Annotated in this window: 28 protein-coding genes and 2 pseudogenes; 16 read left to right on the top strand and 14 right to left on the bottom strand. The window is 69.9% G+C overall.

The genetic code is table 11. The features are described 5' to 3' along the window. Nucleotides 1-53 precede the first annotated feature (53 nt). Nucleotides 54-1,166 (top strand): pyridoxal-phosphate-dependent aminotransferase family protein, encoded by a 1,113-nt coding sequence (locus tag BV907_RS05860; protein WP_077488795.1) that lies wholly within the window; start codon nucleotides 54-56, stop codon nucleotides 1,164-1,166. Between the two features lie 5 nt (nucleotides 1,167-1,171). Here BV907_RS05860 and BV907_RS05855 read toward each other — a convergent pair whose 3' ends face one another. After that, complete coding sequence (locus BV907_RS05855; RefSeq protein WP_139346629.1) at nucleotides 1,172-1,585, bottom strand: hypothetical protein; 414 nt, start codon at nucleotides 1,583-1,585, stop codon at nucleotides 1,172-1,174. 46 nt (nucleotides 1,586-1,631) lie between these two features. On the opposite strand from BV907_RS05855, the gene BV907_RS19085 reads away from it, so the two are divergent. Then, nucleotides 1,632-1,784 carry a hypothetical protein gene (locus tag BV907_RS19085; protein WP_217697886.1) on the top strand — a complete coding sequence of 51 codons (153 nt, stop codon included), beginning with the start codon at nucleotides 1,632-1,634 and terminating at the stop codon, nucleotides 1,782-1,784. Between the two features lie 235 nt (nucleotides 1,785-2,019). Here BV907_RS19085 and BV907_RS05850 read toward each other — a convergent pair whose 3' ends face one another. After that, entirely contained in the window at nucleotides 2,020-3,432 is a 1,413-nt protein-coding gene (locus BV907_RS05850; RefSeq protein ID WP_077488793.1) for an MFS transporter, read from the bottom strand. Between the two features lie 457 nt (nucleotides 3,433-3,889). Here BV907_RS05850 and BV907_RS05845 point away from each other — a divergent pair. From BV907_RS05845 to BV907_RS19295, 5 genes and pseudogenes are all read left to right on the top strand, one after another. Then, nucleotides 3,890-4,123 (top strand): annotated as a pseudogene (locus BV907_RS05845) (ATP-binding protein); the annotation flags it as partial. Nucleotides 4,124-4,493: 370 nt separating this feature from the next. Continuing rightward, nucleotides 4,494-5,579 (top strand): glycoside hydrolase family 15 protein, encoded by a 1,086-nt coding sequence (locus BV907_RS05840; RefSeq protein ID WP_077488792.1) that lies wholly within the window; start codon nucleotides 4,494-4,496, stop codon nucleotides 5,577-5,579. A gap of 296 nt (nucleotides 5,580-5,875) precedes the next feature. Continuing rightward, nucleotides 5,876-6,097 (top strand): FAD-dependent oxidoreductase, encoded by a 222-nt coding sequence (locus BV907_RS19565; RefSeq protein WP_281250845.1) that lies wholly within the window; start codon nucleotides 5,876-5,878, stop codon nucleotides 6,095-6,097. Further along, nucleotides 6,094-6,450: pseudogene (locus tag BV907_RS19560) on the top strand (FAD-dependent oxidoreductase); the annotation flags it as partial. The gene BV907_RS19565 and the pseudogene BV907_RS19560, both read left to right, overlap by 4 nt. A 76-nt stretch (nucleotides 6,451-6,526) precedes the next feature. Then, nucleotides 6,527-7,276, top strand: a complete 750-nt coding sequence (locus tag BV907_RS19295) for a Rieske 2Fe-2S domain-containing protein (protein WP_245827814.1) — start codon at nucleotides 6,527-6,529, stop codon at nucleotides 7,274-7,276. 6 nt (nucleotides 7,277-7,282) lie between these two features. On the opposite strand, the gene BV907_RS05830 is transcribed toward BV907_RS19295, so the two are convergent. Continuing rightward, a complete protein-coding gene (locus BV907_RS05830) occupies nucleotides 7,283-8,278 on the bottom strand; it encodes an aldo/keto reductase family protein (protein WP_077488791.1) in 996 nt (331 codons plus the stop codon). Between the two features lie 68 nt (nucleotides 8,279-8,346). Between BV907_RS05830 and ligD the strand changes: the two genes are divergently transcribed. The 3 genes from ligD to BV907_RS05820 all read left to right on the top strand — a co-directional run bounded on the left by ligD (nucleotide 8,347) and on the right by BV907_RS05820 (nucleotide 10,301). Continuing rightward, nucleotides 8,347-9,375, top strand: a complete 1,029-nt coding sequence (ligD, locus tag BV907_RS05825; RefSeq protein ID WP_175637382.1) for a non-homologous end-joining DNA ligase — start codon at nucleotides 8,347-8,349, stop codon at nucleotides 9,373-9,375. Nucleotides 9,376-9,481: 106 nt separating this feature from the next. Then, on the top strand, nucleotides 9,482-9,652 hold the full coding sequence (locus BV907_RS18745; RefSeq protein WP_175637381.1) for a hypothetical protein: 171 nt from the start codon (nucleotides 9,482-9,484) through the stop codon (nucleotides 9,650-9,652). A 145-nt stretch (nucleotides 9,653-9,797) separates the two neighbouring features. Continuing rightward, a complete protein-coding gene (locus tag BV907_RS05820; RefSeq protein ID WP_077488789.1) occupies nucleotides 9,798-10,301 on the top strand; it encodes a GNAT family N-acetyltransferase in 504 nt (167 codons plus the stop codon). Between the two features lie 13 nt (nucleotides 10,302-10,314). Here the strand turns inward: BV907_RS05820 and BV907_RS18235 are convergent, their stop codons facing one another. Together BV907_RS18235 and BV907_RS05815 are read right to left on the bottom strand one after the other, a co-directional pair. Next, nucleotides 10,315-10,494, bottom strand: a complete 180-nt coding sequence (locus BV907_RS18235; protein ID WP_139346628.1) for a hypothetical protein — start codon at nucleotides 10,492-10,494, stop codon at nucleotides 10,315-10,317. A 14-nt stretch (nucleotides 10,495-10,508) separates the two neighbouring features. Then, nucleotides 10,509-11,249 (bottom strand): hypothetical protein, encoded by a 741-nt coding sequence (locus BV907_RS05815; protein WP_077488788.1) that lies wholly within the window; start codon nucleotides 11,247-11,249, stop codon nucleotides 10,509-10,511. A gap of 53 nt (nucleotides 11,250-11,302) precedes the next feature. On the opposite strand from BV907_RS05815, the gene BV907_RS05810 reads away from it, so the two are divergent. Then, nucleotides 11,303-11,806, top strand: coding sequence for a MarR family winged helix-turn-helix transcriptional regulator (locus BV907_RS05810; RefSeq protein ID WP_077488897.1), 504 nt, complete (start codon nucleotides 11,303-11,305; stop codon nucleotides 11,804-11,806). A gap of 21 nt (nucleotides 11,807-11,827) precedes the next feature. Then, nucleotides 11,828-12,067 carry a hypothetical protein gene (locus tag BV907_RS05805; RefSeq protein WP_139346627.1) on the top strand — a complete coding sequence of 80 codons (240 nt, stop codon included), beginning with the start codon at nucleotides 11,828-11,830 and terminating at the stop codon, nucleotides 12,065-12,067. Between the two features lie 39 nt (nucleotides 12,068-12,106). Here BV907_RS05805 and rlmN read toward each other — a convergent pair whose 3' ends face one another. The 6 genes from rlmN to BV907_RS05775 form a co-directional block, all read right to left on the bottom strand. Beyond that, nucleotides 12,107-13,330 carry a dual-specificity RNA methyltransferase RlmN gene (gene rlmN / locus BV907_RS05800; protein ID WP_077488786.1) on the bottom strand — a complete coding sequence of 408 codons (1,224 nt, stop codon included), beginning with the start codon at nucleotides 13,328-13,330 and terminating at the stop codon, nucleotides 12,107-12,109. Between the two features lie 351 nt (nucleotides 13,331-13,681). Beyond that, nucleotides 13,682-15,580 (bottom strand): ABC transporter ATP-binding protein, encoded by a 1,899-nt coding sequence (locus BV907_RS05795; protein ID WP_425441608.1) that lies wholly within the window; start codon nucleotides 15,578-15,580, stop codon nucleotides 13,682-13,684. 20 nt (nucleotides 15,581-15,600) lie between these two features. Continuing rightward, nucleotides 15,601-16,245, bottom strand: coding sequence for a PadR family transcriptional regulator (locus tag BV907_RS05790; RefSeq protein WP_077488785.1), 645 nt, complete (start codon nucleotides 16,243-16,245; stop codon nucleotides 15,601-15,603). 141 nt (nucleotides 16,246-16,386) lie between these two features. Next, nucleotides 16,387-16,866 (bottom strand): carboxymuconolactone decarboxylase family protein, encoded by a 480-nt coding sequence (locus BV907_RS05785; RefSeq protein WP_077488784.1) that lies wholly within the window; start codon nucleotides 16,864-16,866, stop codon nucleotides 16,387-16,389. A gap of 123 nt (nucleotides 16,867-16,989) precedes the next feature. Further along, the gene (locus BV907_RS05780) at nucleotides 16,990-18,180 is read right to left on the bottom strand and encodes a 4-hydroxybenzoate 3-monooxygenase (RefSeq protein ID WP_077488783.1); all 1,191 of its coding nucleotides are present in this window, start codon (nucleotides 18,178-18,180) and stop codon (nucleotides 16,990-16,992) included. Nucleotides 18,181-18,354: 174 nt separating this feature from the next. Beyond that, complete coding sequence (locus BV907_RS05775) at nucleotides 18,355-19,101, bottom strand: IclR family transcriptional regulator (RefSeq protein ID WP_077488782.1); 747 nt, start codon at nucleotides 19,099-19,101, stop codon at nucleotides 18,355-18,357. A 142-nt stretch (nucleotides 19,102-19,243) separates the two neighbouring features. On the opposite strand from BV907_RS05775, the gene BV907_RS05770 reads away from it, so the two are divergent. Together BV907_RS05770 and BV907_RS05765 are read left to right on the top strand one after the other, a co-directional pair. Beyond that, a complete protein-coding gene (locus BV907_RS05770) occupies nucleotides 19,244-20,488 on the top strand; it encodes an MFS transporter (protein WP_077488895.1) in 1,245 nt (414 codons plus the stop codon). 188 nt (nucleotides 20,489-20,676) lie between these two features. Then, nucleotides 20,677-21,876, top strand: a complete 1,200-nt coding sequence (locus BV907_RS05765; protein WP_217697885.1) for an MFS transporter — start codon at nucleotides 20,677-20,679, stop codon at nucleotides 21,874-21,876. A gap of 137 nt (nucleotides 21,877-22,013) precedes the next feature. Here the strand turns inward: BV907_RS05765 and BV907_RS05760 are convergent, their stop codons facing one another. Beyond that, on the bottom strand, nucleotides 22,014-23,270 hold the full coding sequence (locus tag BV907_RS05760; protein ID WP_077488780.1) for a hypothetical protein: 1,257 nt from the start codon (nucleotides 23,268-23,270) through the stop codon (nucleotides 22,014-22,016). A 124-nt stretch (nucleotides 23,271-23,394) separates the two neighbouring features. On the opposite strand from BV907_RS05760, the gene BV907_RS05755 reads away from it, so the two are divergent. After that, nucleotides 23,395-24,204: a GAF and ANTAR domain-containing protein gene (locus BV907_RS05755; RefSeq protein ID WP_139346626.1), complete on the top strand. Its 810-nt coding sequence runs from the start codon at nucleotides 23,395-23,397 to the stop codon at nucleotides 24,202-24,204. Between the two features lie 101 nt (nucleotides 24,205-24,305). On the opposite strand, the gene BV907_RS18740 is transcribed toward BV907_RS05755, so the two are convergent. Further along, nucleotides 24,306-24,563: a hypothetical protein gene (locus tag BV907_RS18740; protein ID WP_077488778.1), complete on the bottom strand. Its 258-nt coding sequence runs from the start codon at nucleotides 24,561-24,563 to the stop codon at nucleotides 24,306-24,308. A gap of 100 nt (nucleotides 24,564-24,663) precedes the next feature. Between BV907_RS18740 and BV907_RS05745 the strand changes: the two genes are divergently transcribed. Then, the gene (locus tag BV907_RS05745; RefSeq protein ID WP_245827813.1) at nucleotides 24,664-25,104 is read left to right on the top strand and encodes a VOC family protein; all 441 of its coding nucleotides are present in this window, start codon (nucleotides 24,664-24,666) and stop codon (nucleotides 25,102-25,104) included. 521 nt (nucleotides 25,105-25,625) lie between these two features. On the opposite strand, the gene BV907_RS05740 is transcribed toward BV907_RS05745, so the two are convergent. Then, nucleotides 25,626-26,477, bottom strand: coding sequence for a helix-turn-helix transcriptional regulator (locus BV907_RS05740; protein ID WP_077488776.1), 852 nt, complete (start codon nucleotides 26,475-26,477; stop codon nucleotides 25,626-25,628). Nucleotides 26,478-26,509: the final 32 nt, after the last annotated feature.

The following is a 26,509-nucleotide window of genomic DNA, read 5'->3' as shown; positions in this document are numbered from 1 at the left end:
GCAGCGTGTCGCGATGCGGCGTTGCGGTGGGGGGCGCTGGGTAGGGTGGCCCCATGACTTCGCCCCGGACCGAGATCCTGCCGTACCGCCACCTCTTCGGGCCCGGGCCGGGCAACGCGTACCCAGAGGTCATGGCGGCGCTCTCGCATCCCGTCATCGGGCACCTCGACCCGGCGTTCATCGACCGGCTGGACCGCGTCTCGGACGGCCTGCGGCGGGTATGGGGCACCGCGAACGCGCGCACGTGGCCGGTCTCGGCGACGGGCTCGGGCGGCATGGAGGCCGCGTTCGTGAACATGGTCGACGACGGCGACGTCGCCGTCGTCGCGGTCAACGGCCTGTTCGGCGAGCGCATGTGCGAGGTCGCGCGGCGGTGCGGGGCCGACGTCGTGCGCGTGGACCACACGTGGGGCGAGCCGGTCGACGCCGAGCGGGTCCTCGCGGCGCATCCGCACCCCAAGGTCATCGCCGCGGTGCACGCCGAGACGTCCACGGGCGTGCGCTCGGACATCGCCGCGCTCGGCGCCGGCAAGGGCGACGCGCTCCTGCTCGTCGACGCCGTCACGAGCATCGGCGGGCTCGAGCTCCGGGCCGACGACTGGGGCATCGACGTCGGCTACGCCGGGACGCAGAAGTGCCTCGGCGTCCCGCCGGGGCTCGCGCCGTTCACGGTCTCGGAGCGGGCGTTCGCCCGGCGCGTCAGGGACCCGCGGTCCTGGTACTTCGACATCGGCCTGCTCGGCGGGTACGTCGGCGCGGCCGAGGGGCACACACGCACCTACCACCACACGGCGCCCGTGACGATGGTCGCGGGCCTCGAGGCAGGCCTCGGCCGGATCCTCGCCGAGGGGCTCGACGCCGTGTGGGCGCGGCACGAGGCGGCCGGCGCCGCGCTGCGGGACGGGCTCGAGGCGCTCGGGCTCGAGCTCTTCGCCGCGGACGGCCATCGCCTGCCGAGCCTCACCACCGTGAAGGTGCCCGACGGCGTCTCCTCCGCGCGTGTGCGCGAGCACCTCCTCGAGCGGTACGGGATCGAGATCGGCTCGGGCGTCGGCGCATTCTCGGACACCGTGTGGCGAATCGGGACCATGGGGCCGAACGCCTCCCCGGCGGCGGTCGCGCTCATCCTCGGCGCGCTCGAGGAGACGCTGAAGAAGGTCAGGTAGGGCCGCTACCTGACGGTGAGGCGCATTTCCCGGTCGGAGTCGGCGAACGTGAGGCGCACGTGCAGCGGGTGCGCGACGGCGGAGGTTGGCAGGGCGATGACGCTCGTCGTCGGCGCGAGGTCGTCCGTGCAGGGCCCGACTCCCGGGGTGTCGAGCAGGATCTCGAGGTCCCCCACGGGCCCCGTCTGGATGACGGCGGGCGTGTAGGGGCAGCTCGAGCTGCCGTACGTGACGAGGGACAGCTCCGAGGGGCCAGTCCACACGGCTACCGGCGTGAAGTCCGTGGGCGTGGCCCCGACGCCGGGAGGGGCGCCCCGGTAGGTCGTCACGAGACCGCCCGTCGGCGGGGCGCACCCCGACGACAGGAACGCTCCGACCACCAGCACCACCCCACAGGCCACCCGCCCCCACGACGCCATGGCACGGACGCTAGCGCCGCGAGGCGGCCGGGGCAAGCATGAGGGGATGCGGCGGGCACCCATGTCCCAGTACCTACCGACCGCCGATAGTGTCAACGCCGTATGGGCTGTCCTGCACCAGTTCGGGGGCGCCTCCCGGCCGGGGAACTCGGGACCCGGGGACCGCTTCGAGGAGCTCAAGCCGGTCCGGCTGCCGTAGTCCTCGAGTCTCGCGACGCACGACGGCGCAGACCGACTCCGGAGGTGAGCTCTCCTCCCGCCCCCGAGTCGAGGTCCTTCGAGTGCAGACCCCCTCCATGCCAGACGGGCCCGCCGCCGTTGGCGCCCGGCTTGCCTCCGAGTTCCTGTGTGATCTGACTGCCGTCAATCACATCATCCGAACCGGGCCTCCCAGAGCCTTAGCTCTGACTCGAAGTCACCGTGCAGTCCCGGTGTCAGTGGGAGAAGTCTGCTGAGATCTCGGCGAGGGTGCGCCCCTTCGTCTCAGGCGCGAGCCATTGCGAGAGGACTGCGCCGAGTAATGCGACGGCGGCGGCTACGACCATGCTTGGGCCCATGCCGATGTTGCTGATCGCCCATGGCAGGGCGAAGGTGCCGAGTGCGGCTCCGATGCGGCTGAAGGCCGCGGCGAAGCCCATGCCGATGCCGCGCAGGTGGCCGGGGAATACCTCGGCCGGATAGACCTGGGTCATCGTGGTGTAGCCGGCATTGAAGAAGGAGAAGGCGAGAAACAGGACGAGCACCAGGATCGCTGGTGCGTTCGCCCAGACTCCGATGATCAGCAGGATGCCTGCGCAGAGCCACTGCCCGGGCACGGTGAGGATTCGGCGGCCGAGCCTGTCAATCAGAAGCACGGTGGTGACAACGCCCGCGGCCGCAAGTGCGGACAGGCCGACTCCACCGGCCCAGCCGCCGCCGAAGCCGAATTGGTGGAGCACTTCGTCGGCGAAGGTCGCGATCGCGAAGTACGGAGTGACCGCGCAGAACCAAAAACCTGAGGTGAAGAGGGTGGTGCGCCAGTACTGCCTCGAGAACAGCATTCCGAAGGAGGCGCCCTTGATTTTGGTCCTACTCTGTGCGGCTTGGGCCTCCTGGAGCATCCTCAGATCGATCTCTTCGGTGATGCTCTTGTGCATCTGGGGCGATTCGACGTATCTGCGTGCGATCGCCAGTGCTTCCTCACCCCGTCCCTTCGTAATGAGCCAGCTCGGCGATTCCGGGAGGCCCAAGCGGGCGAGGAACAGGACGAATGCGATGATCGTGCTCGTGCCGATGACGAGGCGCCATGGGGTGCCGGCGTCGTGCAGGAGCGTGCCGATGATGAATGCCATCATGAAACCGACGTACCAGGCGATCAGAGTCAGCCCGAGCAATCGCCCGCGGAGCTTTGGAGGGGAGAACTCTGACAGCAATGGCCCACCGATTGAGTACTCGCCGCCGATCGCGACGCCCATGAAGAACCGGATGATGACCAGCTGGATCACGGCCCCGTCTCCGGAGGTTACGAAGAACTGGGCCGCTGAGGTGACCAGGAACAGGCCCATGTCCACGAGGAACATGGGCTTGCGTCCGAACTTGTCAGTAGCCCAGCCGGCCAGCGGGGAGCCGACGAAGATGCCAGCCAGCGGGCCTGCAGCGATCATGCCCAGAGATAGTGCGTCGAGCTGGAGATCTGACCGCATGAGACCAGTGACGGGGCCGATGATTCCGAGGATGTAGCCGTCGAGAAACATCCCGCCGATGAAGACAGCGACAAGCCGCACCATGAAGCGGCGTTTGAACTTGGAGCTGGTCTCTTCTGATATGGAGGTGTCGACGGCGGCCGTCGTCCTGGTCAATTGGATCATTGAGATTTGTTCCCTTCTGGCTTCAGCGCAAACCGCTCACGGCACCAGAGCGCCGTTTCCTAGACGCACGGACAGCCGCAGCCCTTAGCGACCGTAGACGATGCCGGCTGGCTCGATGCCAGCCGAAATGGCCGCGCAGGGCTCGCGAGATGATGTCGGCGTCGTCATGTATCACTGCTCTCCGAGATGGAACGGGAAGGCCTTCGCTTCCGGCACACTGGCGTCCACCCATCGAGAGCAAAACCTCGATTCGGGGCCGAATGTGACATATGACTCATATATCAGCACTCTAAGGGTGCGATCCATCCCGGTCAAGAGCTTGACAAGCGTCCATGGCCCCTGCCCAGGACGCTGCGTCGCAGTGACGAGCGCACCCCGGCACAGTGAGCCGACGGACATGAGCGTCGATTTCGGTGGGGCTGTTCCCGTAGGCGAAGCCCTCGGGTACGGGGACTGCGTCCTCACCGAACGCGAGGAGAAGGCCTTCGCATCTAGCGCAGGCTTCTCCGACTGGACCCACACCTTCACCGACCCCCGACTCAGCGCCGCCATCGTCGACCGCCTCACCTTGCAAGGCACCGTCATCGAAACCGGCACCGACTCCTACCGCCTCAACCACACCAGAGCCACAACCACCCGAAGGGCGAAAGGGGTGGGTTTCGTTTTGATTGCGAAGGTCGGTCCGGCCTAAGTTGACACAATCAGCGGTCGGCGGTTGGCCTCCTGGGTGCTGAAGCACTGGGTTAGCGGGGTTAGCGGACACCGGCCACTTGAGCAGGAAGGGTGGTCTGGCTGGAACCGGTGCCGGTGGATTTGTTGTGGATCGCAGCGCGAAGTGGCGCCGTTCTGTGATCGCTCAGTGGCGGTCTCGTCAGCCCGCTTGGTGATCCTCGTCCGGGCGGTGCACGGTGTAAGACGTTGGTGCTCTTGGTTTTGGAGGCATCTCGCTACCGCTAGACGCAGGCGGACCGATAGACCAAGGTGGCTGCTGGTGAGCACGAGGCGACTCCGCCGAACGTCTCGTTGCGTCCTTCTACGCCACTTCATCGGAGGCTTGCAGCATGACCTTGACCACGGCCGGCTCCATCGAGCTTCTCCTCTCAGCACAGAACGCTACGGGCGCCATTCCGGCGAGCCCGGTCCACGACGTCTACCAGTACGGCTGGCTGCGGGATGGCTCCTGGTGCGCCTATGCGCTGCAGCGCGCCGGGCAGGCAGATGCAGCGTCGCGTTGGCACCACTGGGTCGCGGCAACCCTGCTTTCGCACCGCCACCGATTCGCCGAGGCGACGGACGCCGTCCGGAACGGCGTCATAACCGGGCGGTCGATGCTGCCCGCGCGGTTCACGCTCGAGGGCAGCGAAGAACCGCAGGGCGAGTCGGAAGAGGAGTGGCCGAACTTCCAGACGGACTGCTACGGCTTCTGGCTCTGGGCACTGGCCGATCACCTCACCCATGGGGGCGAATTGGACGATGTCCTGCGTGATGCTTCGGAGCTCGTGGTCGGATACCTGCTCGTCGCCGGGGAGACGCCCTGCTTCGACTGCTGGGAAGAACATCCCGGCAACGTGCATACCTCCAGTCTCGCAGCGGTCGCTGCCGGTCTCCGTGACATGGGCGCCCTGCTCCAGGACGAGGCCGCGCAACGTTACGCACTCCAGCTCCTCCAGCGCATCACCGGGCCCGAGCACGTCCTCGGCGGGGCCTTCATCCGCTTCCCCGGTGACACCTGTGTCGACGGTTCGCTCCTCTGGCTGGCCATTCCGTTCAACCTGGTCACGGTCGACGACCCGCTCTTCCAGAACACTCTCAGCCGTATCCGCGACGAACTCCTCGTCCCAGACGGCGGCCTGCGCCGATACCTCGGCGACACCTTCTACGGTGGCAGTGAATGGATCCTTCTCGCCGCGACCTACGGGTGGGTCGCCGTCGCCTCCGGAGACCGCGCGACCGCTGGACGCATGCTCGACTGGATCGAGGCGGCGGCGACACCGGAGGGGCTTCTCCCGGAGCAGGTGCAGAACCACGTGCAGTCGCCCTACATGCTTGAGTTCTGGCGGCGACGCTGGGGTGCGACGGCCACGCCCCTCCTGTGGTCGCATGCCATGCACATTGTTCTCAGGGAGGAACTGGGTTCCAAACGCTGACTCTCCTCCCAAGCGGGACAAGGCAGTTGGGGCCTGGACAGAACCTGGTGGATCAGCTCGGTTGCCCTCTGCCGGCGATCGTCGCTGCGATTCCGCCGCTGCTACCAACGGCCCCGCGTCCTCCCGGAATCTGCCCAGGACGCTCCCCACCAGGCCTTCTCTCCGGGCCGCACCGACGAGGAATCCTGCACGGGTGCCCACCCATCCCAAATGTCCGTCAGTTGGTGCCAGCCCTTCTCTCTCCCCGCCCTGAGGTCTAAAATGGCCTAACACAATTTTAGATTTGGGAGGGCACCATGGCACCCGAGAGCAGACCCGTCTCCCTGTGGCTCGCCCTGCCGGAGGCCGCCGGCTATCCGCACCTCGAGGGAGAGGTCGAGGTCGACGTCGCCGTCATCGGCGGCGGCATCGCGGGTCTGACGGCGGCGCTTGCCCTCAAGCGCCGGGGCCTGACGGTCGCGGTCGTCGAGGGCGCCCGGATCGCCACTGGGGTCACGGGGAACACGCCGGCAAGGTGACCTCGCTCCACCGCCTCGCCTACTCGCAGCTCGCGGCGGACCACGGCGAGGACGCCGCGCGCGCCTACGGCGAGGCCAACGAGGCCGCCATCGAGCACATCGCGAAGACGGTCTCGACGGAGGGTATCGAGTGCGGCTTCCGCCGGGTCGCCAACTACACCTATGCCCAGGGCGAGGAGCAGCTGGCCCGGGTCCGCGCCGAGGCCGAGCTGGCCCGCCGGCTCGGCCTGCCGGCGTCATTCGTGACCGACGTCCCCCTGCCCTTCGCGACACGGGTCGCGGTCCGCTTCGACGAGCAGGCGCAGTTCCATCCGGTGCGGTACCTGCTCGGGCTGGCCCGGGCCATTGACGGCGGCGGCAGCGCGGTCTTCGAGCGATCCATGGTCCACGCGCGTCGCGAGCCCCGCGGCGGGCCCCGCCCCTACGAGCGTGGCCGACGGCACCTTCATCAGCGCCGACGAGCCCCTGCGCTCGATCCTGACCACGCGCCACAGCGGCACCGACTACGTGCTCGTGGGCGGCGAGGGCCACGCGGTCCCCGCCGGCGGAAACTCCGGGGATTCAGGGGACCGCTTCACCCGGCTCGCGGCCTTCTCGCGCGAGCGTCTCGGCACCTGCGAGCCAGCCTACCGCTGGTCCACCCAGGACACCCTCCCTGCGGACGGGCTGCCCCTAGCGGGACCGCTGTTCCCCGCGACCGCCCACCACTCCCCTCACCTCTACGCCATCACCGGCCTGCGCAAATGGGGCCTCACCAACGGAACGGCCGCCGCGCTCGTCGTCGCCGACGCGATCACGGGAGCAGACACTCCGTGGGCGCGGCTCTTCGACAGCACGCGGGAGATCGCGGCGTCCCGCCTCCCGCAGGGGCAGCGCACGACGGCGGCCGGGCCGGCTCCGCTGCCGGGCGGGCCCCCGCGCCCGCGGCCGGGTCATGGGACGGTCGTCGAGATCGACGGCAAGGCCGTAGCCCTATACTCCGACCACTCGGGGGAAGTCCACGCCCTCTCGGCGCGCTGCACCCACCTGGGCTGCACGGTCGAGTTCAACGGCGGCGAGTCCACGTGGGACTGCCCCTGCCACGGCTCGCGCTTCGCCCTCGACGGCACGGTGATCCAGGGCCCCGCGGAGACGGACCTCCCGGCCAGGCCCCTGCCTGGGCCGTTCGGAAAGGACTGATCGCGCTCAGGCCCGCTCCTCGAACACGTCGACCTTGGCCGGGTCCCGCTCGATGACAGGCTCGAGGACCTCGTCGATCGCGGCGAGCAGGTCGTCGTCGAGCGTCACGCCCGAGGCCGCGGCGTTCTGCGTGACCTGCTCCGGCCGGGACGCGCCGATGATGGCCGCGGAGACGTTCTGGTTCTGCAGGACCCACGCGAGCGCCATGATCGGGAGGGTCAGCCCGGCCTCCTCGGCGAGGGGGACGAGCTGCTGGACGCGCTCGAGGACGTCGTCTCGCATCCACCGCTCGACGACGTGCTGGCCGTGCGCGTCCGCGGCGCGCGATCCCGTGGGGGCCGGCTGCCCGGGGAGGTACTTCCCGGTGAGCACGCCCTGGGCGAGCGGCGACCACACGATCTGGCCGAGCCCGAGCTCCTCCGAGACCGGGACGATCTCGGGCTCGATCACGCGCCACAGCATGCTGTACTGCGGCTGGCTCGAGACGAGCTGGATCTTGAGCTCGGACGCGAGCGCGGCCGCCTCGCGGATCTCCTCGGGCCGCCACTCGGAGACGCCGATGTAGTGCGCCTTGCCCGCGTGCACGACGTCGGCGAACGCCGCCATCGTCTCCTCGAGGGGCGTCTCGTAGTCGTACCGGTGGGCCTGGTAGAGGTCCACGTAGTCCGTGCGGAGCCGGCGGAGGGAGCCGTCGATCGACTCCATGATGTGCTTGCGCGAGAGCCCGCGGTCGTTCTTCCCCTCCCCCGTGGGGAAGAAGACCTTGGTGAAGACCTCCACGGACTCGCGCCGCACGCCGTCGAGCGCCTCCCCCAGCGCGCTCTCGGCGCGCGTCTTGGCGTACGCGTCCGCGGTGTCGAAGGTCGTGATGCCGGCGTCGAGGGCCGCGCGCACGCACGCCACCGCCGTCTCGACGCCGACCTGGGCGCCGTGCGTGATCCAGTTGCCGTACGCGATCTCCGAGATGTACATGCCGCTCCTGCCGAGGCGACGGTATTCCATGGGGGTTCCTCCCGGGCGGCTTCGATAGCTCGGTGACTCAGGTCACGCACCAGCATAGAGTCGTCCCCATGGCAGCCGAGGCGACAGTCCTGTCCGTAGAAGGCCCCCACGGAACCCGCGAGGTGCGCATCTCGAGTCCGGGACGCGTGATGTGGCCCGAGCTCGGGATCACCAAGCTGGACCTGGCCAGGTACCTCGTGGAGGTCGGCGAGGCGTTCATCGCGGCGAACGGAGACCGCCCGCTCGCCCTGCAGCGGTTCTCGGACACCATCGACGGCGAGCAGTTCTTCTCCAAGAACCCGCCCAAGGGAGCCCCCGACTTCATCCGCTCGGTCATGGTCACCTATCCCAGCGCGCGGTCCCATCCGCAGCTCGTGCTGGACGAGCCCGCGGCGGCGGTCTGGGCCGCGCAGATGAACACGGTCGTCTTCCACCCGTGGCCCTCCCGGGCGGACAACTCGGACAACCCGGACCAGCTGCGCATCGACCTGGACCCGCAGCCGGGCACGGACTTCGACGACGCCGTCCCAGCTGCCCTCGAGCTGCGGAACGTCCTGCGCGAGGCCGGGCTCACGGCCTTCCTCAAGACCTCGGGCAACCGCGGCCTGCACGTCTACGCTCCGATCGAGCCCGTGCGGGAGTTCCTCGACGTCAGGCATGCCGTGATCACCGCGGCCCGCGAGCTCGAACGGCGCATGCCGGAGAAGGTGACGACGTCCTGGTGGAAGGAGGAGCGCGGGCAGAAGGTCTTCGTCGACTTCAACCAGGCCAACCGCGACCGGACGATCGCCGGCGCCTACAGCCCGCGGGCCCTCCCCCACGCACCCGTGTCATGCCCGATCGAATGGGAGGAGCTCGGGTCCGTGAGCCCGAGGGACTTCACCCTCCTGACCGTCCCCGACCGGCTGCGATCCGTCGGGGACCCCTGGGCCAGATTCCACGAGAGGCCGGGCTCGATCGACACGCTGCTCGCGTGGTGGCAGCGCGATCTGGACTCCGGGCTCGGCGAGCTGCCCTTCCCCCCGGACTACCCCAAGATGCCGGGGGAACCGCCCCGGGTCCAGCCCAGCCGGGCGAAGAAGAACGGCAAGGACTGAGCCCGGCCACGCCTCTGGCGTGCGGGTTTCCAGCGGGAGCATAGTGGGCAGTGCGACGGGGACGGGGCATCCGCCCCGGGCACGAGGAATCTGGAGGGAGAAGACCATGGGAACCGGACCGCAGGAGCGGGAACCCCTGAACGAGAGTCCCCAGAAGGCGAAACCAACCGGCTCTACCATCCCGGGCCGCGAGGACGGCGTGGGCCTCGGCGCGTCCGAGGATGCCAATACGTTCGAGCCGGAGGAGGATCCCGAGGCCACCGCGGACCAGGAGTGAGTCCCGCGGACGCGGAGCGAGCCGCCGCCTGGCGTCGCCGATGACATGCCAGCCGACTGTTCCTGAAGTCCTCACAGGACCGTAACGCCGCGGAAATCCCGGCTCCGTAGGGTGTTGGCGCATACCCTTCGATCAAGGAGGCGCCATGCAGACCCATCCGAAGCTGACCATCCGCCGCGTCCCGTGGTCCAACCCCGTCGGCCGCGACCTCCGCGCCGCGCAGCAGGCGGAGCTGGACGCTCGCTACGGGCACCCCGAGCACGAGGCGGGCGGCCCGCCGTCGGCCGCGGACCTCGCCGTCTTCCTCATCGCCTACGAGCGCGCGACGGGGCAGCCGCTCGGCTGCGGCGGCCTGCGCTGGGTGGACAGGACGACGGCGGAGGTCAAGCGGGTCTACGTCCTCCCCTACGCTCGAGGCGCGGGGATCGCGAGCTCGATCCTGCTCGCCCTCGAGGCCGAGGCGCATGACGCCCGCATCACGCTCGTCCTGGCCGAGGCCGGCTCGGCGCAGCCCGAGGGCAAGATGTTCTACGAGGCGGCGGGTTACCGGCAGGTGCCGAACTTCGGCCCCTACCAGGAGGTCGACGAGTCGGTCTGCTACGCCAAGCCGGTCATGGCCCCGGTGCGCGTGCACGCCGTTGTCAGCTGAGGTAGTGGCCGCGTCAGCATTCCGGTTCCCATGCCCTGCCCACGACGAAGCCCTCCGGGAACGGGTCCGACGGGTCGAAGGTCTGGCCGGCGGCGAGCTCCCCGCGCGCGTGCAGGGCTCCTTTGGACCTGCAGAGACCGCCGAGGGTGTCGGCTCGGGCCGTCGCCGGTTGGCGCATGTGGAGTGATGCCACGTGGAGTGGTCCCTTCAGCCTGCGACGGTGCCCTGCCTCGGGCGGTTCGGCACCTCGTGGCGGTTGTGGGGGAGGAGGAAGCCGACGGCGGCGAGCCACAGCAACCCGCCGAAGCGGACCACCGGCAGCACAAAGACCATGCCCGGCACGAGCAGGACGAGGAACGAGAGCTCGCCCAGGGCCGCGAGCGCCAGTCCCGTCCACGCGAGCCACCGCGGCGTGAGCCGGAGGATGAGCGCGGGCACGGCGATGCCGGCGATGAGCAGCCCCAGACCGGTGGCGAAGCCGACGCCGCCGAGGGCGAAGGCGATGGTGGCGACGAGGCGGACGACGGCGGCAGGTGCCTCCGCTGCCGTCTGGCCGAGGGCCCAGATGAGGAGAGCCGACGCGGCGAGGGCGATCGAGGCTGCGGTTCCGCCGAAGAAGCCAATGCTCGGGCCAGGCACGCGGATGCCGAGCCGGAGCAGGCGTGAATAGGTGGTCGCGCCGTAGATCCCCAGGGGAACCGAGGCGCCGAATGCGAGGAATCCGGTTAGGGTTGCTGAGAACGCATGGTCCCCGAAGTAGCGCGCGAGGGCGTCCGACGGCGACGACGGTGACGGGTAGGGAGTGCCCGAGACGACGAGTGGGACGACCACCGAGGCGATCGACAGGCCGAAGACGACGATCCCAAGGATCCCCGCGTTCGGCCCATTGGGCCGGCCGCCCCGAGGTGAGGCCTCGGAGCCAGAAGCAGGAGCTGATAGATCGGTCATGGAGATAATTATTCACTCGGTGAATGATGCAGTCAATGCTGTATTCTGGAGCCATGCAAGCCCAGGGGCGACCGGCCCGCATCGGATTCCTGCTCTCCCAGCTGGGTGCCCATGCGGCCGAGCTTTTCGCTGCCCAGACGCGGGATCTGGGCGTCACCCCTTCAGAGGCCGGGGTCATCCGGATCATTGGCCGGTCCCCGGGCATCAGCCAGCGCGAGCTCGCCGACGTTCTCGGCTCGGTGCAGAGCCGCGTGGTCGCGCTCATCGACAGGCTCGAGCAGGCCGATCTGGTCGCGCGAGCGCGTAGCTCCGCCGATCGCAGGGTTCAGGAGTTGCGGCTGACCGAGTCCGGGAAGGCCATGCTCAAGGCGCTGCGTCGTGCGGCGGAGGCGCAGGAAGCCGCGATCACCGACGGCCTGACGCCCGAACAGGCAAACGAGCTCTTGGGGCTCCTGTCGAAAGTCAGCTCTCTGCGCGGCCTCGACGCAGACGTCCACGTGGGCTACCGCGATGGCCTTCGCGGACGGCCGCAAGAGCCCGCTGCAGACCGGGCGTGATCGGCTAAGCTATCCGACCTCGTGCGCCGAGAATTGCACGCGCCCCGGCAGCAAACATCGACACCGAAGTGGTCCTGGCCCGCAAGAGGATGGCAAGGCCAGGAAGGGATCCTCGCCAAGGCCGCCCAGGACCCCGACAGGCGCATCCTCGCCGACGGCTTCTCCTGCCGCACCCAGGTCCGCGACCTCGCGGGCCTCGACAGCCGGCACCTCGTCCAGATCCTCGCCGAAGCCATCCGGGGCGGGCACGACGGCGAGTGACCCGCCCAGGGGGCGGCGCCGTCGTCCACCGTTCTGCCCCTATTCTGCTGCAGCCAGCTGCCCGCAGGCGCCGTCGATCTCCTTGCCGCGAGTGTCGCGCAGGGTGGTGGGGACGCCGGCGGCGCGGAGGCGCTCGATGAACTCCTGCGCGACCTCGCGCTCGGACGCGGTCCAGATCGAGCCCGGCGTCGGGTTGAGCGGGATCGGGTTGACGTGCACCCAGCCGCGGCCGCGCTGGTTGAGCTTCTTCGCCAGGAGGTCGGCGCGCCAGCCGTGGTCGTTCATGTCCTTGATGAGCGCGTACTCGATGCTCACGCGGCGGCCGGTCCTGCGGAAGTAGTCGTAGGCGGCGTCGAGCGCCTCGTCGACCTTCCAGCGCGTGTTGACGGGGATGAGCTCGTCGCGGAGCTCGTCGTCGGGCGCGTGCAGGGAGAGCGCGAAGGTGACGGGCAGGTCCTCGTCGGCGAGCTTGCGGATCGCGGGCACGAGGCCGACCGTCGAGACGGTGATGTTGCGCGCGCTCATGCCCAAGCCCTCGGGGGCCGGGTCGACGAAGCGGTGGACGGCGGCCATGACGCGCTTGTAGTTCGCGAGCGGCTCGCCCATGCCCATGAAGACGATGTTGGTGACGCGCTCGTCGTCGTGCTCCCGCTCCCCCAGCTCGCCCGCCGCGATGAGCCTGTTCGCCGCGACGACCTGGTCCACGATCTCCGCCGTGGACATGTTGCGGGTCAGGCCGGCCTGGCCGGTCGCGCAGAAGGGGCAGTTCATGCCGCAGCCGGCCTGCGAGGAGACGCAGAGCGTGATGCGCCCCGGGTAGCGCATGAGCACGGACTCGACGAGCGCGCCGTCGAAGAGGCGCCAGAGGAACTTGATGGTGTTGCCGTCGTCGGTCTTGAGGCGGCGGACCTCTGTGAGCAGCGGCGGGAAGAGCCCGGCGACGAGCTCCTCGCGGCCGGCCTTGGGCAGGTCGCTCATGCGCTCCGGGTCGGTGGTCCAGTGCTGGAAGTAGTGGGTGCTCAGCTGCTTCGCGCGGAACGCCGGGAGGCCGAGCTCCTTGAGCTTGGCCTGACGCTCCGGCAGGCTCAGGTCCGCGAGGTGCTGCGGCGGCTGCGTGACGCGCGGGGACGCGAACTGCAGGAGCGGGCGGCCCTCCGGAGTGCGCTGCTGCTCCCAGCCCTCGGTCGCGGGCTGCACTTGGGGGCGCGCCTGGGCACGGGTGGCCTCGGACTGGGTGTCGGGAGTGCTGGGGCGAGAAGTCATCCTGTCCATCATCCCATGGCCATTTGTTGATACCGGAATCGGGGCACTAGGATTCCCCTCTCCCACCCGTCTCGGGTACGTATCTCGTCACGTTCTCGGCGTTCCGGGTACGTATCTCGCCGCCCTTTCCGCGTTCCGGGTGCGCACGACGCCGGGTGCGCGCCGCCCGCGGGCCGGGAACCCGCCGTCCTGCGCGCCGCTCGTTCCGCGCCCGGGGCGCACCGTGTCCCCCGGACCCTGCGTACCCGAAAGCCCGATTCGGTGACGAGATGTACACCCGGAACGCTGGGAACGCGTCGAGATATGTACCCGAAAGCCTGGTGCCGAAGGCGTCGGGCGGCCCGACCGGCGCTACGTCGGCATGGCGAGGCCCGGCGTCGGCTGGGACTGCTCGGCGTACAGCCGGGCGTACGCGCCCCCGGCGGCGAGGAGCTCGGCGTGCGTGCCGTGCTCGACGATCCGGCCCCTGTCCACGACGTAGATGACGTCCGCCCCCACGACGGTCGAGAGCCGGTGCGCGATCGCGATCGTCGTGCGCCCGTGGGACGCGGCGTCGAGGGCCCGCTGCACGACCCGCTCGGAGATCGTGTCGAGAGCGCTCGTGGCCTCGTCGAGCACGAGCACCTCGGGGTCCTTGAGCAGAACGCGCGCGATCGCGATCCGCTGCTTCTCGCCCCCGGAGAGCCGGTACCCCCGCTCGCCCACCACGGTGTCGTAGCCGTCGGGGAAGGACGCGATCGTGTCGTGGATGTGCGCCGCGCGGGCGGCGGCCTCGAGCTCCTCGGCCGTCGCGTCGGCCTTCGCGTAGCGCAGGTTCTCGGCGATCGTCGCGTGGAACAGGTACGTCTCCTGGCTCACGACGCCGATGTGCCGCACGAGCGAATCGTGGGCGACGTCTCGCACGTCGTGCCCCGCGAACCGCACGGCGCCCTGGCTCACCTCGTAGAACCGCGGGATGAGGTACGAGACGGTCGTCTTGCCCGCGCCGCTCGGCCCGACGAACGCGGCGAACTGCCCGGGGCGGATGGTGAACGAGACGTCGTCGAGGGTCGCCCGCTCGGTGCCGCGCGCATCGGGGTACCGGAACGTCACATGGTCAAACTCGACCTCGCCGAGGCGCGGGGCGTCGGCGGGCAGCGAGGGCGCGCCGTCGGCGTCGGCAATCGCGGGCCTGAGGTCGAGGTACTCGAAGATGCGCGCGAAGAGGGCGCCGGAGGTCTGCAGGTCCAGGGCCACGCGCATGAGGCCGATGAGCGGGAACAGCAGGCGCGCCTGGACGTTGGTGAACGCCACGATCGTGCCGGCCGTGATCGCCCCGGCCCCGCCGAACAGGAGCCAGCCGGCCACGAGGTAGACGATCGCGGGGATGGAGGACATGAAGATCGTCACGAGCGCGAAGAAGTACTGGCCGCTCATGGTCTGGCGCACCTGCAGCCTGACGAGGTTCTCGTTCTCCGCGGAGTACCGCGAGATCTCGTTGGGCTGCCGGTTGAAGCTCTTGGAGAGCAGGATGCCGGAGACGCTCAGGGACTCCTGGGTGATCGCCGTCATGTCCGAGAGCGACTCCTGCGTCTTGGTCGCGATCCGCGCCCGCACCTGGCCCACGCGCCGCTGCGCGACGACGAGGAACGGCATGAGGACGACGGCGATGAGGGTCAGCTGCCAGTTGAGCAGCACCATCGCGACGAACGCCGCGATGACCGTGACGACGTTCCCGACGACGCTCGAGACCGTGTTGGTCAAAACGCTCGCGACGCCGCCGACGTCGTTCTGCAGCCGCGACTGGATGACGCCGGTCTTGGTGCGGGTGAAGAAGCTCAGCTCCATGGACTGCAGGTGGCTGAACAGCCGCACGCGCAGCGCGCCCATGACGGCGTTGCCGACCGTCGCCGTCAGGTACGTCTGCCAGACGCCGAGCAGCGCGGACACGACGTACGCGGCGACCATGAGCCCCACGAGCTCGGCGAGCCGGGGAAGGTCCACGCCGCCGCCGGGCGGGAACAGCCCCTCGTCGAAGATGCGCTGCGTCAGCAGGGGCGGGGCCACGGAGAGGGCTGCCCCGGCGAGGACGAGGGCCACCGTGAGCCCGAGGGCGAACCGGTGCGGCCGGAACAGCTCCACGATGCGAGCCAGGAGGTGCGGGATCTTGGGCGCCTCGGCGTTGAGCTTGCGCTGGGCTTCGGCGTCGCCAGTTCCAATGCGCCCGCCGCGCACGACGGCGGGGGGTCGCCCGGGTGGGTGCATGGACATGGGCTTCTCCTGACTCGGGGCTATTCCGCAAGGATCAGGTAGAGGGCCTTGCGGGCCTCGTCGATTTTCGCGGCCGCCTGGGCGCGCTGCTCGTCCGTCGCGGCAGCACGGAACTGGTGCAGGACGCCCATGAGCTTGCCGACACTCTCCATGAACGCCTCCGTGTCCTCACTTCTTCCGGGGGCCGCGTCCCACGCCTTCTGGAGTTCCTCGGCGTGGTCAGCGGCGTACTTCCGCCCCGCCTCGGTGAGCGTGAATTCGGTGCGCTTGCCCTCTCCCGCCTGCTCGACGAGCTCTTCGTCGACGAGTTGCTGGAGAGTGGGGTAGACCGAGCCGGGGCTGGGGCGCCACATGCCATTGGTCTTGGCGCTCGCAGCCTGGATGATCCCGTAGCCCGTGAGCGGCTGATCCGTCAGGAGCGAGAGGATCATGGCCCGGACGTCCCCCCGGCTGGCCCGGCGCCCTCCGCGTGGCCCGAAGCCCGGCGGGAATCCGCGCCCGTGGCCGAAGCCCGGGCCGAAGCCGGGGCCGAATCCCGGGCCCATGCCCCGGCCGGGGCCGAACTCACCCATCGGGAAGCCGCGCCCGGGAGGGCCGTCGTGGTGGAACTGCTGGTCGTGCGGATGGTGCCCGTGGGGCGGGCAATGGTCTGGGTGCCTGCGCATGGGTTCTCCTGGTCCGATGGACGTATCAGTCGATCCCCGAGCGGAACCGACAATTAACGATATATCGCTGAACATCGGAGAACAAGACCCCCTTCGTTGTCGCCTCGGCGTCGGCGCCGTGTCGGGAGCGGAGCGGCGCCGCTACAGCGTGACCTTGTGCCGGCTCACGATCGAGAGGCGGTTGAAGGCGTTCATCGAGATCGCGGCCCAGGAGAGCGCGGAGAACCGCTCGTCCCCGAGCTCCGCGCGGGCGCGGGCCAGCGCCTCGATCCGCACCTCGTCGTCGGGCAGGAGCGTGACCGCCTCGGCGATGTCGAGCGCGGCCCGCTCGAGCACCGTGAAGATGCCCGTCTCGCGCCACGCGGGCAGGACGTGCAGCTTGCGCTCGGGCACGCCCGCCTCGACCGCGAGCCGGCCGTGCATGTCCAGGCAGTACGCGCAGCCGTTGATCTGCGAGATGCGCACGCTGGCGAGTTCGACGACGTCGCGCGGCAGGCCGGCGTCGTCCGTCGCCTTCCGCACCGCGAGCGCGAGTGAGTTCAGCGCCTTCCAGATCGGAGGGTTGGCCTTGTCGAGGTAGAAGGCGTGGGCGTCGTCGGGCTCGGCGGCGGAGTTCGTCATGCACCCATCATGTCCTGCACCCACGCCCGGAACCCCCTCCCCGCCCCAACGCCGCATCGCAACACGCCGTTGTCCGGTCGGGACAACAGCGTGTTGCGATGCGGGGTTGCAAGGGGGCGGGCGCTACTTCGTCTGCCAGCCCGTGTAGCACTCGGCGATATAGGCGCGGCCGTGCTCGGACTCGAGGAGGGAGCGCAGCTCGCCGAGCTGGCGGGCGCGGAAGAACGCGTGGTTCTCCTCGGTCGGGACGGTGTGCAGGAGCGTCGTCATCCAGTAGGAGAAGTTCTGCGCCTTCCACACCCGGTCCAGGGCCCGGCCCGAGTAGGAGTCCAGGAGCGCGGACGAGCCGGTCGTGAAGAAGGAGTCGAGGCCCTCGAAGAGCAGCTTCACGTCATGCAGCGCGAGGTTGAGGCCCTTGGCCCCGGTCGGCGGCACGGTGTGCGCGGCGTCGCCCGCGAGGAAGAGGTTCCCGTACCGCATCGGGGCGTTCACGAACGAGCGGAACGGCAGGACCATCTTGTCGAGGACCGGCCCCTCCTTGAGCTCGAAGCCGTTGCCGTTGACGCGGGCGCGCAGCTGCTCCCAGATCTGCTCGTCGGTCCAGTCCGCGGCGTTGGTCGTGGGGTCGCACTGGAAGTACATGCGCTGGACGGTGTCGGTGCGCTGGCTGATGAGCGCGAAGCCGGCGTCCGAGGTGGCGTAGATGAGCTCGGGGGCGCTGCGCGGGGCCTCGGCGAGGATGCCGAACCACGCGAAGGGGTACTCGTTGAAGTACCAGGTCCGCTCGCCCTCGGGGATCTGGAAGCGGCAGTGGCTGCGCGAGCCGTCGGCGCCGACGAGGATCTGCGCGCGCAGCTCGAACCGCTCGCCGTTCGGGTCGGTGAAGAGGACCTTCGGCTGGCCGGCGAGGTCCTCCGTCGAGACGTCGGAGCACGAGTAGCGCACGTCCCCGCCGTCGGCCTCGCGGCGCGCGGAGAGGTCGTCGAACACGTCGTTCTGCGGGTAGAGCCACACGGACTGGCCCACGAGGCTCGTGAAGTCGATGCGGTGGCCCTCGCCGTTGACGCGGAACTCGGTGCCCTCGTGCTTGTGACCGTCGCGGAGCACGTTGTCCACGCCCGAGTCGACGAGGAGGTCCACGCTGCCGGCCTCGAGGATGCCGGCGCGGATGGTGTGGGAGATGTCCCGGCGGCTGCGGATCTCGACCACCGTGTTCTCGATGCCGGACTGCGCGAGGAGGTGGGACAGCATGAGGCCCGCCGGGCCTGCGCCCATGATGGCCACCTGCGTGGTGATGACGGTGCGATCGCCCATGATCGTTCCTTACATTGCTCGAGGGGTTCTCGCCGGCTCCGGACGCGGAGCGGCGCGGCTGCTTCGAGTGTGGCGCGGCCCGCGCGCGCCGAGTACCTGGATTCCGTTGAACGGAATTCCAAGCCGACAGCGGGGGAGGCGACGCGCCGTCGTGCGCGGCTGCCGCAGCCCGCCCTACTCCGGCCCCCCGAGCTGGCGCCCGATCCCCCGCGCCGCCGTCCGCAGCGCGGGCACGATCTGCGGGATCCGCACCTCGGCGAGGGGGACGACGACGCCGATCGCCGCCACCGGGCGGCGCTGGCGGTCGTGCACGGGGACGGCGATGCCCCACGTGTCCGGATCGACGACGCCCGCCAGCTCCGCGTAGCCCTGCGCCGAGGCGGCGGCGAGGAGCTGGCGGACGTGATCGGTCGTCGTCTTGCCCGCGGGGTCGCGGAAGCGCGAGAGGTAGGCGGCCTGGACGTGGGCGGGCTGGGCGGACATGAGCGCGATGCCGGCCGAGGAGATGTGCACGGGCATGCGGCCCGCGACCTTCGCGCGGTTGGCCACGGATCCGCGGCGAGAGAACCGCTCGACGAAGAGCACGTCGTCGCCCTGGAGCACCCCGAGGTTGACGTTCTGGTTGAGCACCTGGTGGATGTCGTCCATGAATGGCAGCGCGGCCTGGCGCAGGACGAGCGTGGGCGAGTTCCGGTTCACGAGCTCCCACAGGCGGAGCCCGAGCTGGACCTTCCCGCCCGGCGCCTGCTCGAGGAGCCGGTGCTCGGCGAGCTGCTTGACGAGCCGGTGCGCGCTCGTGAGCGGCAGGCCCGCGCGCTCGGCGAGCTCCCCGAGCGGCAGCGAGCTGATGCCCTCGGGGAACGCCTCGAGGATCCGCACGATCCGGTCCACGACCGAATCGCCGGAGGCGGAGTTGGCCATGGAGCTTCCTCACTTTCCGGTCCCCCAATTCCATTCAATGGTGCCATGTGTCGCGGACCATAGGCGCCGGTGGTACAAATCTCACATGCCCGGCGCCGCAGCGCCCCGGCTTCCCAGCCCCATCCCAATCCCCGAGGTCACGATGTCGACGACGACTCCCCTGCCCGCCTTGCAACGATCCCAGTGGCCCGTGTGGCTGTGCTGGTTCGCGATGGTCCTCGACGGCTTCGACCTCGTGGTCCTCGGCACCGTCATCCCCACGCTCATCAAGTCCCAGGACCTCGGCTTCGACGCCGTCGGCGCGACCTTCGCCGCGACGATCTCCCTCGTCGGAGTCGGCCTCGGGGCGCTCTTCATCGCCCCGCTCTCGGACCGGTTCGGCCGGCGCCGGCTGCTCATCGCGTGCGTCGCGTGGTTCTCGGTCTTCACCCTCGCGGTGGTCGTGGCCCCGAACGTGGCCGTCTTCGGCGTCTTCCGCCTTCTCGCGGGCACCGGCCTCGGCGCGTGCCTCCCCGCCGCCCTCGCCTACATGAACGACTACGCCCACCCCGGCTCCGGCGCGAGCGCCACGACCCGCACGATGACCGGCTACCACGTGGGCGCCGTCGCGACGGCGTTCCTCGCCCTCCTCGTCATCCCCGACTGGCGCGTCATGTTCATCATCGGCGGAGTCGCGGGTCTGGCCCTGCTCCCGGTCCTGTGGATCAAGCTGCCCGAGTCGCTGCCCTCCAAGGGAGCCCCGGAAGGCACCCTCGAGCCGGCCGAGGTCGCCGAGGAAGCCCAGCCCATCGGGTTCCGCAGCCTCCTGCAGAAGCCATACCCGCTCGTGGCTCTGGGCATCGCGGTCGCGTCCTTCATGGGCCTCCTGCTCGTGTATGGGCTCAACACGTGGCTGCCCACGCTCATGGCCTCGGCCGGCTACTCGCTCAGCTCGTCCCTGACGCTGCTGCTCGTGCTCAACGTCGGCGCTGTCGCGGGCCTGTTCCTCGCCGGCTGGCTCGCGGACAAACACGGCGCGAAGCGGGTGGTGCTGCTGTGGTTCGGGCTGTCTGCCCTGCTCTTGGCGGTGCTGAGCATCAAGATGCAGAACGAGCTCCTGCTCAACGCGGCCGTCTTCGTCACGGGCGTGTTCGTGTTCAGCGCGCAGGTGCTCGTGTATGCGTGGGTCTCGCAGATCTTCCCGGCGTACCTGCGCGGGACGGCGCTCGGGTTCTCCGCGGGCGTGGGCCGTCTCGGCGCAATCCTGGGCCCGGCCGTGACGGGAACGCTCGTCGCGCTCGGCATCGCCTACCCGTGGGGCTTCTACGTCTTCGCCGCCGCGGCGGTGCTCGCGGTCCTGGCCCTCGTGGCCGTGCCGCACGTCGTACCGGGGCGCAAGGACCTCTGAGGAGCGTTCGGGCGTCGCACCCGACGTCCGGAGATCCCTTCCGCCCGAACGGCCAGCACTCGCATTAAAGTGGCCGCAAGACGTGGGGAGGCGCGATGGCGGGCGGCAGCAACGCTCCGGCTCGGGGCGTGGGGCGCAGGCCTCGCCGTCCGCGCTGGCTTACCCGCAACGTTGCGGCGCTCTCCGGCGTGAGCTTCCTCCAGGACACCGCGAGCGAGCTCCTGTATCCGGTCCTGCCGATCTTCCTCACCGCTGTCCTCGGGGCGCCAGCCGCGGTGGTCGGGGCCGTCGAGGGTGCGGCCGAGGGCGCCGCGTCCCTCACGAAGATCGTCGCTGGCCGGCTCGCGGACCGCTCCTCGAAGCGGCGCCTCATCGGCCTCGGCTACGGGCTCGCGGCGTTCGGGAAGCTCATCATCGCCCTCGCCTCCGCATGGCCGGTGGTTCTCGCGGGCCGCTGCGTCGACCGCCTGGGCAAGGGCATCCGCGGCGCACCGCGCGACGCACTCCTCACCGAGGCCGCCGACCCCGTCAGCCGCGGCCGGATCTTCGGCTTCCACCGCATGGCGGACACGGCCGGCGCCGTAGTCGGCCCCGCCATCGGGCTCGGGCTGCTCGCCCTCTTCGGCGGGCAGATCCAGCCACTCCTCGCGATCGCCGTCGTGCCCGCGGTCCTCTCGGTGCTCCTGGTCGCGGTCGTGCGGGAGAAGCGCGCGGCCCCCGCCGCCGTCGTTCGCTCGGCGACCGCCCCGCCATCGGACGCCACACGCACGACGGCGGGCGCCCCGCCGGGCGCGCCGGCCCGCCTCCGGCCCGCCCTCCCCAGGCGCCTGCGCATCCTCATCGCAGTGCTCACCGTGTTCTCGCTCGTGAACTTCCCCGACGCGCTCCTGCTGCTGCGCGCGCACGAGCTCGGGCTGCCCACCGAGGGAGTCGTCGCGGCGTACATCCTGTTCAACATCGCATACGCGGCGCTGTCCTACCCAGCGGGGGCACTCTCGGACAGGATCCCCCGGCACCTCGTGTTCGCGGCGGGGCTCGTGTTCTTCGCGGCCGGATATCTCGGGCTCGGGCTCATCGACGACCCGGCCTGGGTGTTCCCCATCCTGCTCGCGTACGGCGGCTTCGCCGCGTGCACGGACGGCGTGGGCAAGGCGTGGGTCTCGAGTCTCGCGCCGGAGGCGCTGCAGGGGCGGGCGCAGGGCCTCTTCCAGGGGCTCACGGGCGGCGGGATCCTGACGGCGGGCCTCTGGGCAGGCCTCGCGTGGGGTGATGCGGGGCAGGTGCCGCTGCTCGTGAGTGGGGTGGCGGGGCTCGTGCTGGCTATTGCGCTCGTGGTCGCTGGACGACGGCTCGCCGTGACCGCGATACAGCGATCCAACCAGAGCTGAGAAGCCAGCCCCGAAGACCTGCGCTTCCAGGATGCTCTCCGCTCGCAAGGTCTGATTCGCTGCACCGTTCGGCGGGCGAGACGACTCGGGGGCCTCTGGACCGGGATGAGCGAGGCCTGGAAGCCGTAAGACGGTCCTCAGAGGTAGACCATGGTGAGGTCGAATTCGTCCTTGAACGCCGCGCCGACGCACTGGACAAGCGCAGGCGGGACCCTGATGTGCTCGTCCATCTCAAGGAGGCCCACGTCTGTGAGCCACAGTAGGTCGGCAAGTGCGGAATGCACCACGTAGCGGGCCATGAACCTCTCCTCCTCGGGTGCGTGGTCTGGGACAGCGCGGAGGCGGGCCATCTCGGGAGGCGTCTCGGAGGCCGCAGCCGCGAGAATACCGACCTTCATCGCCGCGACGGCAGCCTCCCCCGGCGTCGCGCCGAGGTCCGATTCCACAACTCTGGAGAAGTACTCGGTCGCCAGGGCACGGCTCTGTTCAAGCTGCTCGCTGGCGGTCCCCGTCAGGAACCTCTCCGCGGTCGCCCGCGGCACCGCCTTGGTGGCGCGGATCTGGACCATGTCCGCGGCAGCGAGTGCAGTCCACAGTCGGCTCAGGAGAGGAAGGTCCCACATCGATTGGGCCAGGGCATAGCCGCCATCAGCGGCCGCCGCAAGGGCCTCCTGCGACCGCTTGCGGACGCCGCGGGCGCGCTCGCCCGCGCAGGCCGCGGCCTCCTCGAGGTCCGCGAGGCGCAGTCCGCCGGTCCCGGTGACTGGCCTGCCGCCACCCAGCCAGCCCAGCAGCGCACGTGCGCGCTGGACGAGTGGCAGGGACGCGAAGGACTCCGCCTGCTCGTCCTCAGTCAGCGACGGCACGTGGATCACCGGGCCCCGGGACCCCAGAGGACCGCCTTCCCCGACCAGCGCATGGACTTGGGCATAGTCGTCTTCGGACCCGGACCACCGCCCGGTGCCGTAGAGGAAATCGACATAGCGGTGAAGCATGTCCAGGACCACGAGGGGAGTCACCTCGTCGTCGGCCTCGTCTGCGAGCTCACCCAGCAGGTCCTCCAGCGGGCCGGGCTCAAAGGCCGTCGCCGTCACCGCGCCAGTCTTCTCGAAATAGGCCGCAACCAGCGACGTGACCACCTCGAGGCAGGCCAGCCCCTCCTCGGCGGGTCCGAAGTCCGCCTCGAACCAGCGCATGAAATCGCTGGCGAGCGCGTCCACAGCGCGGGAGGCCCGGGCCGCGACGAGCGACGTGGGCCTTCGGCCCCCATCAGCCCGGCCGGAAGAAGCCTTGCGTCCGCGCGCCTTCATCTTCTTCGCCACGATCAGCCCTCCCCAAACTCCGTAACGGTCTTGCAGGTGGCCCATCGCGATGTCCGCGGTGCCGGCCTTCATGGGCCACGGGGCTAGTCGTCCCGCTCCACCTTGACGCACACCGTGGTTGGGGGCAAATGATCACGCCACGTAGTCTTGAGTCGACTGGGGGGCTGGACGCGACATGCAGCGGAGGCGATGAGGCGTGAGCGAGAAGCCCGAGAGGTCAGTGCACGCAGAAGAGCCGGGCATCGGGCGCTGGAACGCTGACGGTGACAGCGCGGGTCTGATGCGTCCGGCAAACGGCGACCTCCTTGACCTGTTCCTCGACAGCGCCGACCTCGCCGCCTTCCTGGCCAGGGTCTCCGAGCTCGCGGCCCGGGCCCTCTCGGCCCCCGGGGCCGAGGGAACGGTGCACTGCAGCGTCACAGTGGGCCGCGAGAACCGCAGGGACACGGTCGGCAGCAGCGACGAGGCGGCAGCGGCCATGGACGAGCGCCAATACGCGAGCGGCCAGGGCCCGTGCAGCGAGGCGGTCTCGACGCAGCGGGCCGTGTACGTCCCGGACCTCCGGACGGACCGGCGCTACCCCCGGTACACCGCGGCGTTGGCAGACTCGGACCTGCGCTCGGTCTTTGCCGCGCCCATCCCGCTGCCGGCCTCCTCGAAGGCTGACGCCGCGCTGAACTGCTACAGCTCCGCCGTGGACGGCTTCCCGCCCGAGCTGCAGGGAAGGGTCGCGGAGCTCGCTGGCCTCGTGTCGAAGACGATCCACCTCGCGGTGAAGTTCGCCAGCGAGGCGGACCGCTCGTCCGACCTCGCCGCGGCCCTCGAGTCGCGGACGGCGATCAACCTCGCCGTGGGCGTCATCATGGCCCAGTCCGGCTACTCACAGGCCCAGGCCATTGAGGTGCTCAAGGCCGCCTCCAACCACCGGAACATTAAGCTGCGGGACGTCGCGGCCGCCGTGCTCGCCCGCTTCGACGAGGAGGGTCCGACGACGAGCTTCAGTTAGCGTGTGGTAACCGGCGAGCAACCCGAAACGCCGCATCGCAACACGCCCCAATCCCGCCCGGATTGCGTCGTGTTGTGATGCCGCGTTGGGCTGGGTGCCTCCTACCAGCGTGGGCCGTCGAGCGTCCCGGAGCCGAGACCCGCGGACCGCTCGGCCGTGCCGCCCGTGTAGACGGTGCAGGTCTCGCCGTCCAGGCCCTCCGCCATCTCGGCGCCGCCCGGCGCGGCGAGCCTACCGCCCGAGACGACGAGCCCGCCGTTGACGTCGATCGCCCCGTTGCCGTTGGCGGTCGGGCCGTTGACGACGACGCCGCCCGAGATGCTCGCCGTGCCGTTGAGCGTCCCTGCGACCCGGGTCACGTCCCTGCGACGAAGCCGGCGTCCGCCGTCGCGGGTTGTCTGGGGTGGGTCTCGGCAAGAGACTGGGTGTGGTCCAGCGGCGCGAGCGAAGGGTGGCAGTGTGGCTGTTGAACGGATGGACAACGTCGCGATCGTCGTCGAGGACCTGGACGCCGCCGTCGCGTTCTTCGCCGACCTCGGCATGGAGGTGGAGGGCAGGGCGCCGATCGAGGGGCTCGTCGCCGACCAGACGGTCGGACTCGACGGCGTCCGGACCGACATCGCGATGATGCGAACCCCCGACGGCCACGGCAGGCTCGAGCTGACGAAGTACCACCACCCGCCGGCGGTCGACGCCCAGCCGCAGAGCCCGCCGCCCAACACGCTGGGCCTGCACCGCGTCATGTTCGCCGTCGACGACATCGACGAGACCATCGTCCGTCTGCGCGCCCACGGCGCCGAACTCCTCGGCGAGGTGGCGCAGTACGAGGACAGCTACCGGCTCTGCTACCTTCGCGGCCCGGCGGGCATCATCGTTGCCCTCGCGGAGCAGATCGGCTGAGGCGAGGAATTCCTTGGATGTGCTGGGCGTGATGAGTCGCGAGGAACTCCACCTCTGGTCTTGGGTTCTGCCAGGCATCTTCGTGGTTGTGGCCGGCATCGTGAGCTGGCGCAAGATTCATTGGACTGTGGGATGCGCGCTGGTCTGTGGGCGGAGAGCCCCCGTTGATCGCTCCGCCGCTTTCGGGGACACCCCTCGTGGGGCAGTTTCTGGGGCCCCTCGATTCCACGCTGAATGCAGTGGTCGGCGAGGTGAACGATTTTCTGTCCTTCAAACAGGCACTTCCCATAGCGCTAGAGTTCCTCTCCGCGTCGGGGTGGGCACTGCTGGTGTCGTTCCCTTTGGCAATCCTCGCTGCCGTCATCAGTTTCACCGTGGCTCGGCGCCGAACGGCGGACTTCGAAAAGTACCGCGCCACCGTGGACCTGCTCAAAGAGGAAGTTGAGCAGGACAAGAGGCACATGTCGTCGGGAACCGTGACCGTGGACGGCCGCGAGCAGGGCCTCGAGGTCTATCGTCGGCTACGTGACCGTATCCGCGACGAGCCTCGCCATGCGCTCCCCCATATCGGTGCCGGGCGCGGGCAGGTAGGCGACGATGCGCAGGCTGGGCACGTCGGAGGGGACGAGCTGGTGCTGCTCGAAGTCCAGCCTCCCGGCCACAGGATGGAGGAAGGTCCGGGCCCGGGAGGCGAAGCGGCGCACCTCGTGGTCGTCCCAGACGCGGGCGAAGTCCTCGCTGTCCTCCCGCAGCCGCGTCACCAGCTCGACGTGCGCGGCGCGGTCGGCGTGCGACCCGGCCTCGGCGCGGTAATCGGCGAGGAAGCTGCGGCTCGTGACCTCCCAGTCGGGGAGCATGCCGCGGACGTAGGGGTCGGTGAAGGTCAGCCGGAGGAGGTTGCGATCGCGGGCGGGGACCGTCGCGATGCCCGGGAAGAGCGCCTGATACCCCCGGTTCCACGCACCGATGGCCCACGTGGACGTGATGGCGAACGCCGGCGAGGGATCGAGGGCGTCGAGCAGGTGCTGGATGTGCTCGGGGACGGGCTCGGGCGCGCCGGGAGCCTGTCGCGGGGCAGGGGCGAAGCCGCTCAGGCCGAGGATGTAGTCGTGCTCGGGGGCGGTCAGGCGCAGGTTGACGGCGACGGCGTCGAGCACCTGGCGCGAGGGGTTGATGTCCCGGCCCTGCTCGAGCCACGTGTACCACGTGACCGAGACCCCGGAGAGGAACGCAATCTCCTCCCGGCGCAGGCCGAGGGTGCGCCCGCGACCCACCGGCGGGAGGTCGTACTCGGCGCGGACCAGCCGCTCCCGGCGCTTCCGGAGGAAGGCCCCGAGCTCCTTGCGCCGATCGTCAGGTCCCGCGCTGCCCACCCCCCAACGCTAGCACTCCCACTACTAGTACC

Source organism: Sinomonas mesophila, assembly GCF_001999765.1.
GTDB classification, from domain to species: Bacteria; Actinomycetota; Actinomycetes; order Actinomycetales; family Micrococcaceae; genus Sinomonas; species Sinomonas mesophila.
This window is presented reverse-complemented; position numbering and strand designations above follow the sequence as displayed.

Excerpts from the sequence above, each read along its gene's own strand:
- BV907_RS05790 (WP_077488785.1), bottom strand. The coding sequence starts at position 16,245 with ATGCGCAGGCACCCAGACCATTGCCCGCCCCACGGGCACCATCCGCAC.
- BV907_RS05795 (WP_425441608.1), bottom strand. The coding sequence starts at position 15,580 with ATGTCCATGCACCCACCCGGGCGACCCCCCGCCGTCGTGCGCGGCGGG.
- BV907_RS19085 (WP_217697886.1), top strand. The coding sequence starts at position 1,632 with ATGCGGCGGGCACCCATGTCCCAGTACCTACCGACCGCCGATAGTGTC.
- ligD (WP_175637382.1), top strand. The coding sequence starts at position 8,347 with ATGGCAGCCGAGGCGACAGTCCTGTCCGTAGAAGGCCCCCACGGAACC.
- BV907_RS05785 (WP_077488784.1), bottom strand. The coding sequence starts at position 16,866 with ATGACGAACTCCGCCGCCGAGCCCGACGACGCCCACGCCTTCTACCTC.
- rlmN (WP_077488786.1), bottom strand. The coding sequence starts at position 13,330 with ATGACTTCTCGCCCCAGCACTCCCGACACCCAGTCCGAGGCCACCCGT.
- BV907_RS05840 (WP_077488792.1), top strand. The coding sequence starts at position 4,494 with ATGACCTTGACCACGGCCGGCTCCATCGAGCTTCTCCTCTCAGCACAG.
- BV907_RS05810 (WP_077488897.1), top strand. The coding sequence starts at position 11,303 with ATGCAAGCCCAGGGGCGACCGGCCCGCATCGGATTCCTGCTCTCCCAG.
- BV907_RS05830 (WP_077488791.1), bottom strand. The coding sequence starts at position 8,278 with ATGGAATACCGTCGCCTCGGCAGGAGCGGCATGTACATCTCGGAGATC.
- BV907_RS05775 (WP_077488782.1), bottom strand. The coding sequence starts at position 19,101 with ATGGCCAACTCCGCCTCCGGCGATTCGGTCGTGGACCGGATCGTGCGG.
- BV907_RS05860 (WP_077488795.1), top strand. The coding sequence starts at position 54 with ATGACTTCGCCCCGGACCGAGATCCTGCCGTACCGCCACCTCTTCGGG.
- BV907_RS18745 (WP_175637381.1), top strand. The coding sequence starts at position 9,482 with ATGGGAACCGGACCGCAGGAGCGGGAACCCCTGAACGAGAGTCCCCAG.
- BV907_RS05820 (WP_077488789.1), top strand. The coding sequence starts at position 9,798 with ATGCAGACCCATCCGAAGCTGACCATCCGCCGCGTCCCGTGGTCCAAC.
- BV907_RS05855 (WP_139346629.1), bottom strand. The coding sequence starts at position 1,585 with ATGGCGTCGTGGGGGCGGGTGGCCTGTGGGGTGGTGCTGGTGGTCGGA.
- BV907_RS05770 (WP_077488895.1), top strand. The coding sequence starts at position 19,244 with ATGTCGACGACGACTCCCCTGCCCGCCTTGCAACGATCCCAGTGGCCC.
- BV907_RS05850 (WP_077488793.1), bottom strand. The coding sequence starts at position 3,432 with ATGATCCAATTGACCAGGACGACGGCCGCCGTCGACACCTCCATATCA.
- BV907_RS05815 (WP_077488788.1), bottom strand. The coding sequence starts at position 11,249 with ATGACCGATCTATCAGCTCCTGCTTCTGGCTCCGAGGCCTCACCTCGG.
- BV907_RS19565 (WP_281250845.1), top strand. The coding sequence starts at position 5,876 with ATGGCACCCGAGAGCAGACCCGTCTCCCTGTGGCTCGCCCTGCCGGAG.
- BV907_RS05760 (WP_077488780.1), bottom strand. The coding sequence starts at position 23,270 with ATGAAGGCCGGCACCGCGGACATCGCGATGGGCCACCTGCAAGACCGT.
- BV907_RS05780 (WP_077488783.1), bottom strand. The coding sequence starts at position 18,180 with ATGGGCGATCGCACCGTCATCACCACGCAGGTGGCCATCATGGGCGCA.